At 35.5% G+C, this 17,359-nt stretch carries 10 protein-coding genes; 5 read left to right on the forward strand and 5 right to left on the reverse strand.

Annotated elements, in window-relative coordinates:
- Position 1: 1 nt before the first annotated feature.
- Genes EV197_RS16145 through EV197_RS16160 form a run of 4 tightly spaced genes read left to right on the forward strand, consistent with a single transcriptional unit; the run spans position 2 to position 9,231 of the window.
- Positions 2 to 1,468 (forward strand): tropomyosin, encoded by a 1,467-nt coding sequence (locus EV197_RS16145; protein ID WP_130287842.1) that lies wholly within the window; start codon positions 2 to 4, stop codon positions 1,466 to 1,468.
- Between the two features lie 22 nt (positions 1,469 to 1,490).
- Positions 1,491 to 4,985 (forward strand): RHS repeat domain-containing protein, encoded by a 3,495-nt coding sequence (locus EV197_RS16150; RefSeq protein ID WP_130287843.1) that lies wholly within the window; start codon positions 1,491 to 1,493, stop codon positions 4,983 to 4,985.
- A 5-nt stretch (positions 4,986 to 4,990) separates the two neighbouring features.
- Positions 4,991 to 8,680, forward strand: a complete 3,690-nt coding sequence (locus tag EV197_RS16155; protein ID WP_165389073.1) for a DUF6443 domain-containing protein — start codon at positions 4,991 to 4,993, stop codon at positions 8,678 to 8,680.
- 2 nt (positions 8,681 to 8,682) lie between these two features.
- A complete protein-coding gene (locus EV197_RS16160; protein WP_130287845.1) occupies positions 8,683 to 9,231 on the forward strand; it encodes a hypothetical protein in 549 nt (182 codons plus the stop codon).
- Between the two features lie 414 nt (positions 9,232 to 9,645).
- On the opposite strand, the gene EV197_RS16165 is transcribed toward EV197_RS16160, so the two are convergent.
- From EV197_RS16165 to EV197_RS16185, 5 genes are all read right to left on the reverse strand, one after another.
- Positions 9,646 to 10,905, reverse strand: a complete 1,260-nt coding sequence (locus tag EV197_RS16165) for a YaiO family outer membrane beta-barrel protein (RefSeq protein ID WP_130287846.1) — start codon at positions 10,903 to 10,905, stop codon at positions 9,646 to 9,648.
- 1 nt (position 10,906) lies between these two features.
- Positions 10,907 to 13,321 carry a sulfatase-like hydrolase/transferase gene (locus tag EV197_RS16170; RefSeq protein ID WP_130287847.1) on the reverse strand — a complete coding sequence of 805 codons (2,415 nt, stop codon included), beginning with the start codon at positions 13,319 to 13,321 and terminating at the stop codon, positions 10,907 to 10,909.
- A gap of 27 nt (positions 13,322 to 13,348) precedes the next feature.
- Positions 13,349 to 14,653, reverse strand: a complete 1,305-nt coding sequence (locus EV197_RS16175) for a glycosyltransferase family 2 protein (protein ID WP_242610759.1) — start codon at positions 14,651 to 14,653, stop codon at positions 13,349 to 13,351.
- A gap of 129 nt (positions 14,654 to 14,782) precedes the next feature.
- Positions 14,783 to 15,886, reverse strand: a complete 1,104-nt coding sequence (locus tag EV197_RS16180; RefSeq protein ID WP_130287849.1) for a hypothetical protein — start codon at positions 15,884 to 15,886, stop codon at positions 14,783 to 14,785.
- Between the two features lie 47 nt (positions 15,887 to 15,933).
- Positions 15,934 to 16,299: a response regulator transcription factor gene (locus tag EV197_RS16185; RefSeq protein WP_130287850.1), complete on the reverse strand. Its 366-nt coding sequence runs from the start codon at positions 16,297 to 16,299 to the stop codon at positions 15,934 to 15,936.
- A 597-nt stretch (positions 16,300 to 16,896) separates the two neighbouring features.
- Here EV197_RS16185 and EV197_RS16190 point away from each other — a divergent pair.
- Positions 16,897 to 17,313, forward strand: a complete 417-nt coding sequence (locus tag EV197_RS16190) for a DUF4174 domain-containing protein (protein ID WP_130287851.1) — start codon at positions 16,897 to 16,899, stop codon at positions 17,311 to 17,313.
- Positions 17,314 to 17,359: the final 46 nt, after the last annotated feature.

The following is a 17,359-nucleotide window of genomic DNA, read 5'->3' on the forward strand; positions in this document are numbered from 1 at the left end:
CATGAAAAACTTTTATCTACTAATACTTACGATTGCAACTATCCAACTAGGATTTAGCCAACAACCTACCTATAATGTAACTGCTGGTAACGGTAACGGGTTACGGTTTTGGAGTAGCGATAGCTACAAGATCCATATGGGCAACACTGCTGACTATAAATACGGTCCTGTAACGGATTACAGTATCAAAATGAACATGAATGGTAGTGTTGGACGCGGATGGGTGTGGGGTATCCACGGTGTTACTCCGGTCGCTGCGTTAAGTAACGAAGGGGATTTTCAGATTGCTAGAAATTTTAGAGCACTCGGTAATATCACTATGGATGGCAATAACGTGAGCCTTCCTTTAAATGCAACCAATAATGACCCTAATAATTATGTGAACAACTATGACTTTAGGATTAGAAAATCTAACAATAGTTTCTATATAGGACTGTCTAATGAATTTAATGTTAGAAAGGTATATCTGCAATCAGGACATGTCGCAAGCGAATGGGCCAGTGGAACTGGAACAATCTCCTTAAATCCATTTGGAGGAAATGTGGGTATAGGCACTACGGATCCTAAGGTAAAATTACACGTCAATGGTAGCATTAGGGGTAATGCAGCTGGGGAAGCACTACGTGTACAGACACCAACTGGGTATTTAGACCTTGGTGCTCAAAATTCCAGCTGGGCACATATTTATACAGACCGCCCTAAAATTATTTTTAATAAGGACGTTCATACTGCTACTAATGCCTTTTCTTCCTACAATGATGACTTAGTTCTTAAAACAAAGGGAACAGAACGACTAAGAGTTGATGATGAAACTGGTAATGTTGGTATAGGAAATCAGGCTCCAATCGCCAAATTACATATTACAGGAGATCTTTTTATGAACCAAGGAGAAGGTTTTCGACTTTTTGGAGATTCAAGCTATTTTGGCCAATGGAAGGATGGTATTGTTTTCGAAATGCAAGATGCAAATGCTAGCAATGGCTCAACTGATGGTGGATTTGTATTTAGAGGCTTCACACCAACTGATAATATATCTACAGATTGGATGGTCATAAAGTCTGGTGGACTGGTTGGCATCGGCACCACCTCCCCTGACGCTAAACTAACGGTTAAAGGTAACATCCACGCCGAAGAAGTGAAAATTGATCTCTCCGTACCGGCACCAGATTATGTGTTTACAAAAGACTACGACTTATTGACCATTGAAGAAGTACAACAGCATATTGCAGCAAAAGGGCACTTACCTAACGTGCCTTCTGCAAAGGAAATGGAAGCTGAGGGCGTGGAGCTTGGTGTAATGAATATGAAACTTCTAGAAAAAATTGAGGAGTTAACCTTGTATACCATTGCACAAGAAGAAAAATTAAAAAATCAAGAACAAATTAATCAAGAACTTCAACAGAAAAATGAAGCATTGGAAGAACGTTTGGAAAGAATTGAGTCAATTATTACTCAGAATAAACAATAATAATACTGAACATTAAAATAAAATGAAAAGATTAATTTATTTCTGCTTTGTAGTTATTATATCAAGCACTAATTTGATTTATGGACAGATTAATGAAAATAATAGACCAGGTATAATGCCATCAAGTCCGACAGCATTTGAATTTTTAAAATATGGCGAAGTCCCGGTTAGTAAATATACTGGAGTTCCTAATATAAATATTCCTATTTATACGATTAAAGCAAAGGGAATGGATTTTCCTATTAATTTAAGTTATCACTCAAACGGATTTAGAGTAGATGAAGAAGCCGGATGGACTGGTCTTGGATGGACATTGAATACCGGTGGCAATATTGTACAAATCATAAATGGATACGACGACTTTGGGCCCTATAAAAACAGACAGTTTATAGATATTGATGAAATAGCTGATGTCGTTTCCGACGGCTCCGCTCCTGGAGGGATTTTAGACTCGTGTAATGGAACTTATATTGGTATAGATGATTATTATTTTAATTTACCCGGTAACTCAAGACGCTGTGGTCGACCAGAGGGGTCTTCAAGTGTAGTTCCACCAGGGATATTTGGAGCTGAACAATTAGATTTTGAACCGGATGTATTCAAATTCAATGCATTAGGATATTCCGGTACTTTTGTCTTAGACTGGGAAACAGAAACCTTTAAATGTTTAACAGATCCAAGAATAAAAATTACAAAATCTCAAAACTCGCATTCTGAAATAACTATAATACTACCGGAAGGACATCATTTAGTTTTTTCTGTAAAAGAAGAAACTACAATGTTAAAAGGTGACATACCTTACATTTCAGAGTACTATCAAGATTTATATACAATTAGAACAAGCCGAGTATATAAACTAGATCATATTTTTACCAGTCATAATGATCATCTGGAGTTTTTCTATACAATTACAGAAACAGTCAAAAACTATGTTAACAGAACAGATGTCACTATATCATATGAAAACTCTGGATCAGGCAGTGGTAATCTTGGTGCAGCAGGACTAGCTGCATCATCAGGTGGATCCGCAATAGTAACTGAGCAACCATTTTCATATTTAAATAAAATAAAATTTAATGGAGGTGTAATTCTTTTCAATTCTTCCGAACGATTAGATTTAGCCAGAAGTAGAAAGCTAGATAATATTACAATAAAAGAAAATGAGACAAGCAATAAAATCTTTAAAAAGTTTGACTTTCATTTTAGTTATTTTATTGGCCACACTAATGGAAATTACGATGATAACAATTACGACTATATAGCTCCTAACTTAACGAAACCATTACAAGAAAGAACCCATAGACTAAAATTAGATTCATTAACGGATTCTACAAAGCCCTCATATAGCTTTACATATAATACTGAGCCATTACCACAAAAAACATCATATGCTAAAGATTATTGGGGATATTATAATGGTAAACTCAATAACTCTTCTCTTTTTGTCGATTTAAGCAGATTCAATTATGCAATTACTACCAGTAACGGCAATAATAGAAGTGCAGTTGAATCCTATTGTAAGTCTGGGATATTAGAGCGTATAAAGTATCCTACTGGAGGTTATACTCAATTTGATTATGAATTAAATTCATTTAATAATTATTATGTTCCTAACGCTGATGACGACCCCATATTTAAAGAAGTACTTATACAAGTTGGAACACCAAACGGTAATCCAAATACGCGATCCCAAATGGCAGAAATTTTTGAAACTACCCCATCTTTAGAGGGTAATTATTTGTTGAGTACCAGAGGCTGTACCAATCTTGGAAATTATGAAGCCTATGCGGACACTTATATTAGAATTGATTATTATGATGATGCTATTACTGAAGAAGTAGCCAACGATCCTTACGGTTATATGCACGCACTTAGCGGTAAAGAGCAATATATTGTTGACACTGAATATATACAAATGACGGCTACTGACCCAGAAGAGGTGCTAAATAACTCTTTTTCTTACTCATTAAAAAAAGCGGGAGTCGTCAAATTTACTGCTGTAGGAGGTTGTGGCACCTATAATGGAACTACCAATAGTAGTGGTGCTTGGATGACTTTGCAAGGTAATATAGTTGTTAATGCAACTGAAGAACCTGATTCCAATTCCTATGGAGCAGGTTTAAGGATTAAAAACATCAAACACTTTAATTTTGACAATCAATTACTGAGTCAAAAAACATATAGCTATAAAGATGGTAAATTAATGACTCCCCTTAGATTTTATAATAAATCCTATATCTCCGCTTATGATTACCCTTCGTATGACGAGAGTGGTAATTTTATTGGAGCTTATAGAGCTATTGGATTTAGAAAAAAAGAAACGACCTCAAGTTTTGTCATTCCCTCTACCAATGCATCAGGAAATTTTGTAGGTTATAATGAAGTTTCAGAATCTTTTGTTTCAAATAATGATGAAAACAAGTTTAATGGTAAAATAACAGGGAGATATGAAAACCATATTGATGATGGCATTTTTCCTTTGGAATTAAATAATGTTATAGATAATAATGATTGGTACTCGAACGGTCATTTCACAGAGCTTAACCTACCTACAAGAGAAAAAAATGATATTAAAAATGGATCATTATTAGAAGAGTTAATTTTTGATAAAAATAACATTCTGAAGAAAAAGACAATCAATACTTACACTAGTGAATTGAATAACTTCTGTGTAAATGGGGTTAAAGTAGGTCCTGTTATTGAGAGAGCTAATTGTGGTGCTTGGCAACATACCAATCCAACATATACTCAAAAATATCTCCTTGGTGTTTACCCGATAAGAGGTATTTATACCAAACTAGTAAACACTACTAATATAAATTATTTTGACAATAATGAAATAACTTCTTCTGAACAATTCATTTACGATTCTAATCTTCAACTCAAAGAAAAAAGAAGTACAACTTCTGAAGGCAATGAAATCATCGAGTACTTTAAATATCCGATGTCCTCAAATTCAAATTACTTTACAAATCTTTTGGAATACAAAGTAGAAAATAATAATCAAACAGTTCAGGATGTTGATTACACCTATTCACCTATAACCTCTGTTGGACTGCATCATACTGCGTATCTATTAGGCTCCGAGACTGATCAAATTCAAGATATTGCAACTTTTTATAATTATGACAATCAAGGAAGTATTAAAAGTACATATCAGAGAAATAACGCTTTAAAAACATATTATATATGGGATTATTATAACAAATATCCTGTTGCTAAAGTAGAAACCGTACAGACTACAGGAATCCCAACTGCTATAGAAAACGATATTATTAATGCTTCTATCGATATGGAGTCGCAAGCGTTACAAAATGCTTTTACCGATTTAAGACAGGCGATGCCTAATGCTATGATCACCACCTATACTTATGAGAATCTAGTAGGTGTCAAATCAATCACCGATACTCGTGGCAATACCACCACGTATCACTATGATGAACATAATAGATTAGAGTTTGTTAAAGATAAAGATGGCAAGCTGATATCTGAAAACAAGTACAACTACAAAAACTAATGAAGATGATCAAGTATTTATCCACATACATCACCGCTACATTATTTTTTGTAGCCCTAACGATTACAGCACAGACACCAACCACAATCACCAAAGAAGGAGATTATACAGTTAGCGGATCGGAGTATTTAGTCGCTACGCAGAGTATCACCTTAAAGCCTAATACCTGGATTCAATCCGGTAGCACGTTTACCGCTAGTGTACAACCTGATATCTATACACCGGTAACCTTAAGTACTGATGAAAATTACGTCTTTTCCAGATTGTATCAAAGAGCCATGGGATCACCATCTGGGATTCAATATGAAAGTGACGTTATTGAAAACGTTACCTATATTGATGGTTTAGGTCGTGCAAAACAACAGATAGCCATAAAAACGACTCCAGATAAAAAAGACATCATTACATACGTAGCATATGATGAATATGGAAGACAAGCAAAGGAATATTTACCTTATGCAGATCCTAATGGCAATGGCTCGTACAGAACAGGTGTACAGCAAGCTACGCTAAATTATTATAATCAACCTAAGTATCAAAACACCCTCAATCCATATTCTGAAAAACAATTTGAACCCTCTCCGCTAAACCGCGTATCTAAGCAAGCGGCTCCAGGTAATGACTGGGCTCTAGGGAGTGGTCATGAGATGAAATTTGAATACCACACTAATGTAAGCAGTTATGAGGTAAGAAAATACAAGGTTGATCTTACCTTAACCAATAATGCCTTTTATACACCTGTATTGGTACTCGATAGTTATTATCCGGTAGGATCGCTTAACAAAACAATCACTAAAAATGAAAATTATAGTGGAACTGGTAGTAACAACACTACTGTATCGTATACCGATAAGCAAGGAAAAACAGTATTAAAGCGCATCTATGCTGATGATTTAACCTACGACACCTATTATGTGTATGATGATTTTGGTAATCTTGCCTATGTATTGCCTCCTAAAGCTGAGGCACAAACCGATATGCCTACAGCGACAGAAATAGCGGAATTAGGTTATCAGTACCAATATGATAAAAAGAAACGTCTGGTCAAAAAAAGATTGCCAGGAAAAGGATGGGAAGTTATCGTATATGACAAGCTTAATAGACCCGTATTAACACAAGATGCGAATCAAAAACCGTTAAGACAATGGAGTTTTACTAAATATGACTTATATAATCGCGTGGCCTATACTGGGTTGTATACCCATTCTACGGATATTGATCAGTCTGCTATGCAATCTTATTTTATAAATCAAAATACCGTTGATCCCTATAATGTTAATAACGTTAATGCCACAAAAACTTATGAAAACAGAGTCAGCTCAAGTAGTATAAACGAAGGTACGTATTACACTAATAATAATTTCCCTACCAACAATATAGAAATACTTACTCTCAATTATTATGATGATTATGAAATTGGTGATCTGGTAGTATTTAATCCGGCCAATGGCGCAGGCACCTGGGAGGGTATGACCCCCGTAGCTAATGTTAAAGGGTTACCTACCGTATCTCGTGTAAAGGTGTTAGATACCAACGACTGGGTAACTACAGCTACGTACTATGACGATAAAGGTAGAGCCTGGGAAACACACGTTGTTAACGAATATCTGGGTACAGAGGATTGGGTATTGAATAAACTTGATTTTGCGGGTAAAGTGCTTAAAACACAAAGTATGCATAGTAAGGATGGTCAAACCCTAACTACCGTAGACACCTATGAGTATGATCATATGGGGAGATTAATTAACCAGGAGCAAACTATCGCAGATAAAAAAGAAACCATCGTACAAAACAGCTATGACGAACTGGGTCAACTACAAGCGAAAACCGTAGGTGGTGGACTACAAACCGTGGACTATACCTACAACATTAGAGGATGGCTCACTGGTATTAACGATATCAATAATATAGGAGATGATCTGTTTACATTTAAAATTAACTATAATAGTACCGAAACATCTAATCTATCCACACCACTGTATAATGGTAATATTAGCGAAACGATTTGGAAGACTAAAAACGATGAAGTGGCTAGAGCCTACCGATATAACTATGATGATCTAAATAGACTGACTGATGCCTATTTCTCTTTAAAAAGCGGTACAGCTACTACCTTTAGTAACATCCCAGCTATTTTTAATGTATCAGGTATAAGTTATGATAAAAATGGTAACATATTATCGTTAGCCAGATCTCAAAACGGATATCAAACGCTAATGGATGATTTAGTCTATGCGTACGATGAAGGTAACAAACTATTAAAAGTTACAGAAAATGCTACGACAAGCATCAAAGATGAAGGCTTTAAAGATGGCATCAATACCGGAGACGATTTTATCTATGACACTAATGGTAATATGGTAACCGATAACAATAAGGGAATCAGTAGTATCAGTTATAATCATTTAAACTTGCCTAGTATTGTTAACATTAATAGTACAGCGCATACCGGAAATATTACCTATATTTATGACGCCACCGGAGCTAAGTTAAGGAAAATTGCAACGGAGGGAAGTTCTGTAACAACAACGGATTATGCTGGTAATTATGTTTATAAAGGTAACTACAATCTGGCATTACCCCTAGGGTCTAACAATAGTGATGAAACGGTACTGCAGTTCTTTAACCACCCAGAAGGGTATATAGAACCAGATGGTTCAGGAGGATTTGAGTATATCTATCAATATAAAGACCATTTAGGAAACATCAGACTATCCTATGCCGATGATAATAAAGATGGGAGTATTGATAGTGCTACGGAAATCCGCCAGGAGAAAAACTACTATCCGTTTGGGCTAACTCATAAAGGGTACAACGGTACAATAAGAGGTAGAAAGCACTTATACGGGTTTACAGGTAAAGAAGATCAAGATGAGTTAGGTTTAGGCTGGATAGATATTACAGCACGTAACTATAACCCTGAATTGGGTAGATGGATGAATGTTGACCCTTTAGCCGACGACCCTGAACAGATCGATAAGTCACCGTATGCCTTTAGTTGGAACAATCCTATCCGGTATGTAGATCCTACCGGATTAAAGCCAATGGATAATTACGGTATTAATAGCAATGGTGATATTACCTTACTTGAAAAAACCGATGATAACTTTGACCAGTTGTTTGCAGTCAATGACAATAACGAGGTAAATCAAAGTGCTGGTTCTGTCAAAGTAGGCAAAGAAGCTGACGGGAGCAGTATTCTTTCTCAGTTAGAAACTAGTAATACCAAGGTAGAAGAATACAATGACTACGGTACTATTAGAGAGCGTAACGTTAACATAGCAGTTACTGATGAATCCAATAAGAATGATGTATTCAATGTCTTTAAGTTTGCAGCAGACAATACTAATGTGGAGTTTAGTGTTGGAAAAATAAGTTATGATGGATTAGGTACAAATTATCAAATAGGAACTTTTCACGATAGGAACTTGTCGCCAGGTGTTAGAAACTCAAGTATAGGAAATGTGTTAGGTTTACTTCATTCACATCCTAATCAACCAACTGCTCAGGATAGGCGTGAAAGCATAGACGGAGATACAGGAGTTTCTACAAGATTCTTAACTAAATATGGAAGCAATAAGCCATACTTAATATATTTTCCTAGTACTCAAAGCACAACTAGGCTTCATTTACCAAGAGAAGACTTTTTGAGAGGTAAAATTGTTCGTCGTAGCAATTCATCTTTAAAATTTTAGTTATGAGAATACAATTAGTGACTTTTATCGTTTTCAGTTTATTATTAAGCTGTAATGATACTAAGCAAGTATCAAAAGATCCAAACAGTGATGTAAATATTGATCCTTCATTAGTAAAAGTACTAGATGATTATATTAAAGAACATCCAATAAAAGTTAAGTATGGAGAAAAACTAAATGAATTTTACAAAGAGGGGTTTTCACATCCTTCTTATCATATATACTTTGATAAGAAAGAGAAAGACACTCTTTTTACAATAACTATATTTCCACAGCTACATACATTTGAATTGGAAGAACGTAAAGGAAATATTGAAGGCGAATCATATATTTTTAAATTATATCCTAAAGGGTTTTTTACATATAAAAAGACTAATCCAATTATAGTTTTTGATGAGAAATCAATAGCAAATAAGTTTTATAATAGAGAAGTATTACATTCTATATCAGACACTTTAATTACAACAAGTATTGAAAATGTTAGAAATTACAAGCCATATTCTTGGATATATAAGATCAAGAATGGAAAAATAGCTGATCGAATTAAATAACTCAGGTGCATAATTTATAACAAAGCCTTGCAGCGATGCAGGGCTTTGTTATTTTACAAAGGCTTGTTTAGTTTTAAAGTTTTGGATGTAGGTGTCAACCAGCTCTGCGAAGTTTGTAACTCCAGCTGCGCGAAGTTTGCTCTTCGAACGTCACCTGCTAGCGCTCGACTCCTGTCGGGTGCCGTATATGAGTAAGGGATTAATAAAGATAAACCAGTTACATTAAGTTGTAGCTGGTTTTTTATGCGATGGATTTTAGTTTTACGCTTTTTATTGACCCGTTCATCGAAGTGTGCACTACGAATGTCACCTGCTAGCGCTCGACTCCTGTCGGGTGCCGTAAATAAGTAAGGTATTAATAAAGATAAGAACCAGTTACATTAGATTGTAGCTGATTTCTTTTACCCCTTAGTCCTATTTAAACCTTAAATCCCAGGTAAAAGCAACATCGACAATCCAAAGATAATTACCAGGATCAAAAATAATTTCTTGATGCACCACCCCTGCTCTAACGCCCCAGGCATTTTTGTTATTTTTTGACGTAAAAAAGTAACCCAAATTGAACTTCTGTGATCGCAAACTGATCACTTCATCATCACTACCGTCAGCCACAAAGCGGTTATTTTCTGGTGAAAAGCCTATCCCGGTTTCGACCAAAAAGTAATTATCTGCATTTCGGCCATACTTTCGATATGCTATCTCCCCAGATATACTGGCACCTGCTTCATCTGGAGTTACGTAGCTTCGCAAAGAGAAATAACTGTTACCCGCATATTTTCCTACAGATCCGGTATAGATCATTGTGGTCTCATCAAATTGCAAAGCTCTAAAGCCTGCAGAAGCTTCAAAACTTTTAGGTAAAGAGGTATAGACCTCAGCTCCATATCTGATATCCGGAAAAAGCGAGGAGTTGGACACCCCAAAGTTCAAATAGGCATACACCCCTTCTACAATCCGGGGATAGAGATCAACCTCGGCCTGTAACCCATTGGTGTTAAATCGCCTGTTGAAATTTAACCTACCGTGTATACTACCATATTTGGTTTGTCGGGAATATTTTAAAAAATGATATTGCATAGGATCAAATACATCCGAGTATACTTCTACCGCGGATCGTATCCCTATAACATTATGTCTAAGGTTGGATAGTAAACTTTTCTTATAGGTCTGCCCTTTCTCATAATCCGGATTATTTTTCAGTAACTCTTCAAGCGTACGTAAAGCATCTTCAGGATTTTTGGTAGCCTCCTGAGCACTCGCTTTTTGATATAAAATCACTGGGCTTTTTGGGAAATGAGTCAAGGCCTCATTCGCCATTTTTAAAGCTGCAAACGGCTTTTCTGCGTACAACTCATTTTTAATAGCCGCCTCCCAGGTCGTTTCCCTTTTGGCATCTTTTTTAAGCACATAAGCAAACTCTTTTCGGGCATCATCATAGGCACCATCCCAAGAATAGGTGCTTGCTAAAAATGACCGTATATCGTGATAGTCCGGATATTTTGTCAAAATCAATCGTAACGTATCTTGAGCTTGAGCACGCTTATCATTAAAGGCTAATTCTCTGGCAATACCAAAGGCCTCATCTGGATCTCCATTGAATTGTTTATCCTGACCAGTAACCGTTATACTGAGCAATATTAGGATGAAAAAGCTATATTTTTTTATGACAAGCATATTATCGTAAGGTATTTTTAAAGGATTGATATTCCATATTTTCAGGTTCTTTTTTGAGTAAACTATCCATAAGTATTGTGGTTCTAAGCGTATCCTTGAGTCTGCTATACGCTTTAGCCATTTTAAATCCTATCTTAGGGTTGACTCTATTATTTTTTAACGCAGTTCTATAAACGGCTTCTGATTTTTGTTCTTGAGCGGACCACCAATACACATCTAATAACGCCAGGTAACCATCATCATAAAAAGGAGCTCTTTTTACCAGATTTACCAACTCCGTTTCGGCCTTTTCATAGTCTCCATCCCAGGCCAGCATTCGCGCTTTTAAAGCTCTGGCATCATAATGATTGGGCAAGGTGTTTAAAATGTAATCGCAAAGTAGCCTGGCTTCCTTTACTTCTTTATTAAAAGCTTTTTTTTGTGCAATGACAAAGGCTTGATCAAACGTCAATCCTTCTGTTAAACTATGGATTTCAGTCCATTGCTGTTCCAAAAAATCGATACTTGGTTCAGCATAGAAATTTAATGAATCTGGGTACACCCTATCTTTTTGAGTTACATAAGCATTTTTCTGTTTAAAGTCCTTCAGCAGTTCACTGATTGTACTAGCGATAGCCTCATCTTTAATTTTATACGTTCCAAAATCCTTTTTAATTTTATATAACTCCCCATCTGAATATAGGAAGTCCTGATACAGATAGTCGTTGACACTGCCTTTGTATCGCATTAAAGGTATGTTATGAACATTTCTAAAATTACGAGCGGTATCCAACCCTTTACCCATCCACGCTACTTGATTTAGCGCACTAAATTGATAATTGTTCATCAGCATCGAAAGTAAACTAGGCGTTACATCCCAATGCGAAGAAACGGATTTAAACATTTGTGGTGCTTTTAACATCGGACTGTAAATATAAAGCGGCACGTGAAAACGGCACAACTTATCTTTTTGAGCTACCGGTATCAATCGATGATCCCCGGTAATCACAAAAATGGTATTCTCAAAATCCGGCCGTTTTTGATACGCCTTCATAAAATCCTGAATTGAAGAATCGGTATAATATAAGGTGGTATAGATATCTTTGTAGTTACGCAAATCCTCTTCGGAAAATTTAAAGTTGGATTGAGCACTAACCAAACTATCTACTTTTTGCTCAAATTGCTCTTTTTGCGGAAAAGCAAAAGGTTCGTGATTGGATAATGTCATGATGATATCGAGTCGAGGCTTGCTACCCGTATCCAAAGAGGCAAGTGTTTTTCTGAAAATCTCAGCATCCGGGTAACCCCAGGAAAAACCTTCGGTATTATTGGCAGTCTTAGTGTATCCTGGTCCGAATCGTTCTTCGTCAATAATACGATCCACATTGTGATATTCTAAAAATCTAATTTTTTTGTCAAAGCTGGTTTTATCTCCCGCATAGTATGATGTGGTATATCCATTTGCTTTTAAGACACTAAGCAATGAAATATGTGAGGGTATTTTAGGCACTTCTAAAAAACCTACCTCGCCATAAGGTAAAGAACCCAACAAGGATGGTAACACACCAAAAGTACGACCGGTATTACTAACAAAATTTTCCCAATATAAAGACTTATTCTTCAGGCTATCTAAATACGGAGTAAATCCACCATGGGTGTGATTACCGGTAAATTCCGTACCTAAACCTTCAACGATCAGCATTACGATATTTGGCTTTTCTGTTTTAAGCTCAAAAAAAGGAGAAAGCACATCTTTCTTTTTATCATACTTCCGTAAAAAAGGATATTCATCCTTATACTGTGCATAGTTGTTGTGCTGCCAGCGTTCTGATTTAAATTTTAGGATATCATTCGCTAAAAACACCAACTTATTCTGATAGCTATCTTCTGACACCTCTCCTATGGTTAGTTTTAGGCTTCCAAATAAAACAATCAAAACAAAGTTAAGCCCCGTTAAGAGCTTACCGCCTGCATATTTTTTAGTTAAAAAATAGGTTACCAACCACAATGCAGGAAAAGCAATAAAGGGTAAAAAATACAGTAACGAAAACGTTTCCGAGGCCGCTACGGTACTATAGATATCATCCATAGAATACCCCAAAAGATCTGCACCTAAATTGATTAAAGTCGTTAGGCTATATTTAACCAACGCAAACTGTATGCATACCACAATTAGTAAAATGACCTTAATCACTGTAAACGCATACTTTTTAATAAAAGCATTGGCTATAAAATATATCGGAAATAGTAGGATTCCTATCAGCACACTTGCTACTACATCATTGGTAAATTTATATAGTAATGTTGCTAAAGTAGCGTTTGTTGTAGCTTTGGACATCAAGACTTCAAAACTACTAATGATACAAAATACCACAGTAAGAGAAAATATGCCACAGACATATTGATATATGGATTTGCTATCTAATGTAAACTTCATAAGTATTGGTTAATCTTTTGTATGGTCTTAGCTGGTGGCTAAACCCTTTCTAATCATTGTTCCCCACTTCTTTTTCTTATTGAAATAATAGTCATAATTCCCTTTAATCGCCGCATATAAAACAAAGGGGTGCAGTATGATAGGCTCTAAAGCACTTAACAAAATCAGCTTAAAACCGGTTCCTTTCTTCTTATACTGATTAAATGTCAACTCTTCTGAAAGAATGGCAAGTATGGAGAAAAGCATAGAGAACAAATACGACAAGGTGATAAAAGCTAAGACATACTCCCATCGAACTTCTCTTAAAATTACCAAGATGGTAAAATAAATGATTCCTACCGTTTCGATTATGGGCGCTAATCGTTCGAATATCAACCAGTACGGATAGCTTAAGAGTCCAAAAAAGCCGTAGTTTCTATTGAATCCAATTTTTCGATGTTTTTTTAAGGTTTCTATGGTTCCTCTCGTCCAACGGTTACGCTGAGAAATAAACACCTTATAACTATCCGGAGCTTCTGTCCAGCAAAGTGGATCGGGAATGTACGAGACACGATATTTCTCATTTTTCTCTTCCATATGTCTTCGCATGCGCACTATAATCTCCATATCTTCACCTACGGTATTGGTATCATATCCGCCTACTTCGATCGCAATATCTTTATCTAATATCCCGAATGCACCAGAAATAACCAACAATCCATTTAATCGGCTCCAGGCCATACGTCCTAATAAAAAAGCCCGTAAATACTCCAAGATCTGAGAACGAACTAAAAAGCTTTTAGGTAATTTGATATCGATCAACTCGCCATCTCTAATAGTACAAGAATTGGCAATACGAATCACTCCCCCTGCAGCAATGGTTTTTGAAGAGGCATTTTGAAGAAAAGGTTTTATTAATTTTTGGAGTGCATCCTGCAGTAATAGGCAATCTACGTCGATACAGGCAACATACTTAGACTTGCTTATATTTAGCCCCATATTTAAGGCATCGGCCTTACCTCCATTTTCTTTATCGACCACCATCAACTTCTCAAAAGCAGGATTTTTGGACTTAAATACTCCTGCCCGGATCGGTTGTGTTTTTATTTTTTCATTAATGATAAAATTAACTTTCTCTAAATCATATGCAGCGATCAATTTTTCGAGACTATCATCACTACTGCCATCATTAACAATAATAACAGTATAATTGGCATAGTGGTTAGAAAGTAGCGAACGCACATTTTCTACAATATTTAGGCTTTCATTATATGCGGGAGCAATTATGGTGATTGGGGGAGCCATAGTGGAAGAAAGAATGTGCTTATAATTTACAAAGCTTCTCTTTTTCATGTACAGCAAAGTTTCTTTAGCTGAAATAAAAGAAAGTACTACGTACGACAAAATAGCCATAACAGCATATCCAAAGAAGATATAATGCAAAATTTTTAAAATAATATTTAGACTACTGGTATCCATTTCTTAAATACTTTTTACAAATTCTAATATCTTGGGATTACTATCCTCGTATACCTCCGTACTCAATCCCATAAACTTATCCTTGTTCAGTGATTTTAAAATCTTAACCGCTAATAACTGTACTTCAAAGTTTTTATGGAATAGATGTTTTTCCACAAAAGGTTCATCATCTGGCATCACTAATTTTTCTAATAGTTTAAAGAAACTGATTTGCTCCTCAATGCTCAGGCTTTCAAAATTAGCTTTAAGGACTTCCTTAGCTTCAATACCATATAAGCTAGTTAATACCTGAATTGATTTAAGACGGATATCTTTAGTAGGATGCGTTAATAGCTCCATCAAGGTATCTTTAACCTCAAATTGATTATAAATCTGGGCTAACTTTAAGGCAAACCGAACCACTGAGTCATTCGTGGATTGTAACCAGGGCGTGATATCGCAAATCTGTTGATCGTCGAATTGGTTTAAGATTTCTAACAATTGAATTTGCACCCATTCGGATAAAGGTTCCTGATATTCATCTAAGAAATGTAACCCATCAAACTTAAATAAGGTAACAAAATACAATTGCGTCTCGGTTCGAACTTCAGGCCTTGGATGATGGATAAATTTGGCTACCTCATCTTTAGCTTCACACACGTTAAATCGAGAAAGCTCACTAATACTTTTAGCTACAACATGCCATTTTTTAGAATGTAGTCGATCTATAGCACTGTCAATTAACCCTGTTTTAAAGTAAAAAGTTTTTATGGCTTCAGTCATTTCTCCGGTAATCTGATTCATCAGATTAAAAAGAATGGAAACAATGATTTTTCTTCTGTGTTTTAGATGCACTACGTTTTTAAACTCTTCGATACAGCGCTGCTGCTCTGCTGTTAATAGCGAGCTAACTCCCCCGCCATACAAGTAGTTGATAAGCTTGCCTTCGTATCTTTTTTTATAGGTAACCTTTTCTTTATGTCTAATTCTTAATGATTTTCTTAAAATTTGCAATGCAATAATCAAAAATATAATGGCTACAATAAGCAATGCACTGATAGCCCAAGCTAGCTGAATAATTAAAGGCAGCTGGCTGTATTCATCTATTAGTTTTGTTAAGTAGGTCATAAAGATTGAGGGGAATTAAAGAGTCAATACTATGGGGCAGTACTGGCTTAATCCAACAATTTATTTACCCGTATCATTAGCTCATTAGGGCTAAAAGGCTTACTCATAAAATCATTAGCTCCAAGGTTAAATGCTTTGAGTACCATTTCTTCCTGTCCAGCAGCAGAGAATACGATTATCGGAGTGTCTTTGTTTAATTTAAATCGAACATGGCTGATCACCTCTAACCCATTAACAAAGGGCATCATTATGTCGGTAATAATCATATTAGGTTCGTGCTCCTGGATAAACTCAAGGGCCTGTTTACCATCTGGGGCGATGAATAGCTCGTGTCCTTCTTTCTCTAATCTAAATTTTAACAACATAGATAGTGTAGAGTTATCTTCTGCAACAACTATTTTCTTTTTTTGCATGAATTTATTTAGGTTAAGTTATGTACTCAGTTTTAGTTCCGATACCAATATATAAAATATATATCGATAAAAAGCACATTTATTAGATTAAATGCAAAAAATATTTTGAAGATTTAGTAAAGTATGGCTAAAAAAAGGCACTGGTTGATTAAAACCAGGGTAATTATAAGAGCATTAGGAAAAGAAAAACTAACTGGTAAGATGCTCGAAAAATCATTAAAACAAGGATTTTTGGGGATATTTAATCAATAATCCATATATAAATTACGTTAAAAACCTATTTATTTACAAAAATGTAAAACTTAACATTTGTGGAACAATAATTATCCCTAATAATATTAGAAAAGAAAATTAAACGAGTACAGTTAAATTATTTTATAAGAATTTTCTTACATATAAGAATAGAAAATATTGGATTCTTTATTCGATATGAATTTAACTTTTCTCTACTATGATCCTCTTCACGCACCTACTATTTATAGAATGTATTATAGTTCTGAAAGCATACAAGATTGCATCATATAAGATCTAAGTACAGTAATCATTTAGTTGCGCAACTATTACCCTATTTAGTCCTTTATTTTGTACTTTATAGCTATGAAATCATTTGTTTTATTATTGTTTATTCCCCTAATGAGCTATACACAACTCTTAGATAAGCACCAATGGAAAGATCGGCTACTTTTAGTTATAGCAGATTCTTATGAAAGTACGACGCTCCAACAACAAATAACTTCATTCAAGGACTCTCAAAATGCGCTCAAAGAGCGAAAATTGGTAGTCTACCAAATTACGCCATCTGATTTTAAAAAAGGATTACTCCATACTAAACGGATAAAAGGTAATCCCTTATATCAACAATACAACAACGAGCAAAGTGAGTTTAAACTCATCTTAATCGGATTGGATGGAGACGTCAAGGCAACCTACTTTAACCCTACACCACCCAAAACTATTTATAACCTCATCGATCAAATGCCGATGCGGCGACAGGAGCTTAAACGTAAGAACTGAGTAGAGTCTGTTGAAATACGTGGTTTTACCGTAAGGCTATGCAATA

The sequence above is a fragment of the Aquimarina brevivitae genome (assembly GCF_004216895.1).
GTDB lineage: Bacteria > Bacteroidota > Bacteroidia > Flavobacteriales > Flavobacteriaceae > Aquimarina > Aquimarina brevivitae.

Bases quoted from the DNA above. Each gene is read 5' to 3' on its own strand.
- EV197_RS16145 (WP_130287842.1), top strand. From the start codon at position 2: ATGAAAAACTTTTATCTACTAATACTTACGATTGCAACTATCCAACTA.
- EV197_RS16150 (WP_130287843.1), top strand. From the start codon at position 1,491: ATGAAAAGATTAATTTATTTCTGCTTTGTAGTTATTATATCAAGCACT.
- EV197_RS16155 (WP_165389073.1), top strand. From the start codon at position 4,991: ATGATCAAGTATTTATCCACATACATCACCGCTACATTATTTTTTGTA.
- EV197_RS16160 (WP_130287845.1), top strand. From the start codon at position 8,683: ATGAGAATACAATTAGTGACTTTTATCGTTTTCAGTTTATTATTAAGC.
- EV197_RS16165 (WP_130287846.1), bottom strand. From the start codon at position 10,905: ATGCTTGTCATAAAAAAATATAGCTTTTTCATCCTAATATTGCTCAGT.
- EV197_RS16170 (WP_130287847.1), bottom strand. From the start codon at position 13,321: ATGAAGTTTACATTAGATAGCAAATCCATATATCAATATGTCTGTGGC.
- EV197_RS16175 (WP_242610759.1), bottom strand. From the start codon at position 14,653: ATGAAAAAGAGAAGCTTTGTAAATTATAAGCACATTCTTTCTTCCACT.
- EV197_RS16180 (WP_130287849.1), bottom strand. From the start codon at position 15,886: ATGACCTACTTAACAAAACTAATAGATGAATACAGCCAGCTGCCTTTA.
- EV197_RS16185 (WP_130287850.1), bottom strand. From the start codon at position 16,299: ATGCAAAAAAAGAAAATAGTTGTTGCAGAAGATAACTCTACACTATCT.
- EV197_RS16190 (WP_130287851.1), top strand. From the start codon at position 16,897: ATGAAATCATTTGTTTTATTATTGTTTATTCCCCTAATGAGCTATACA.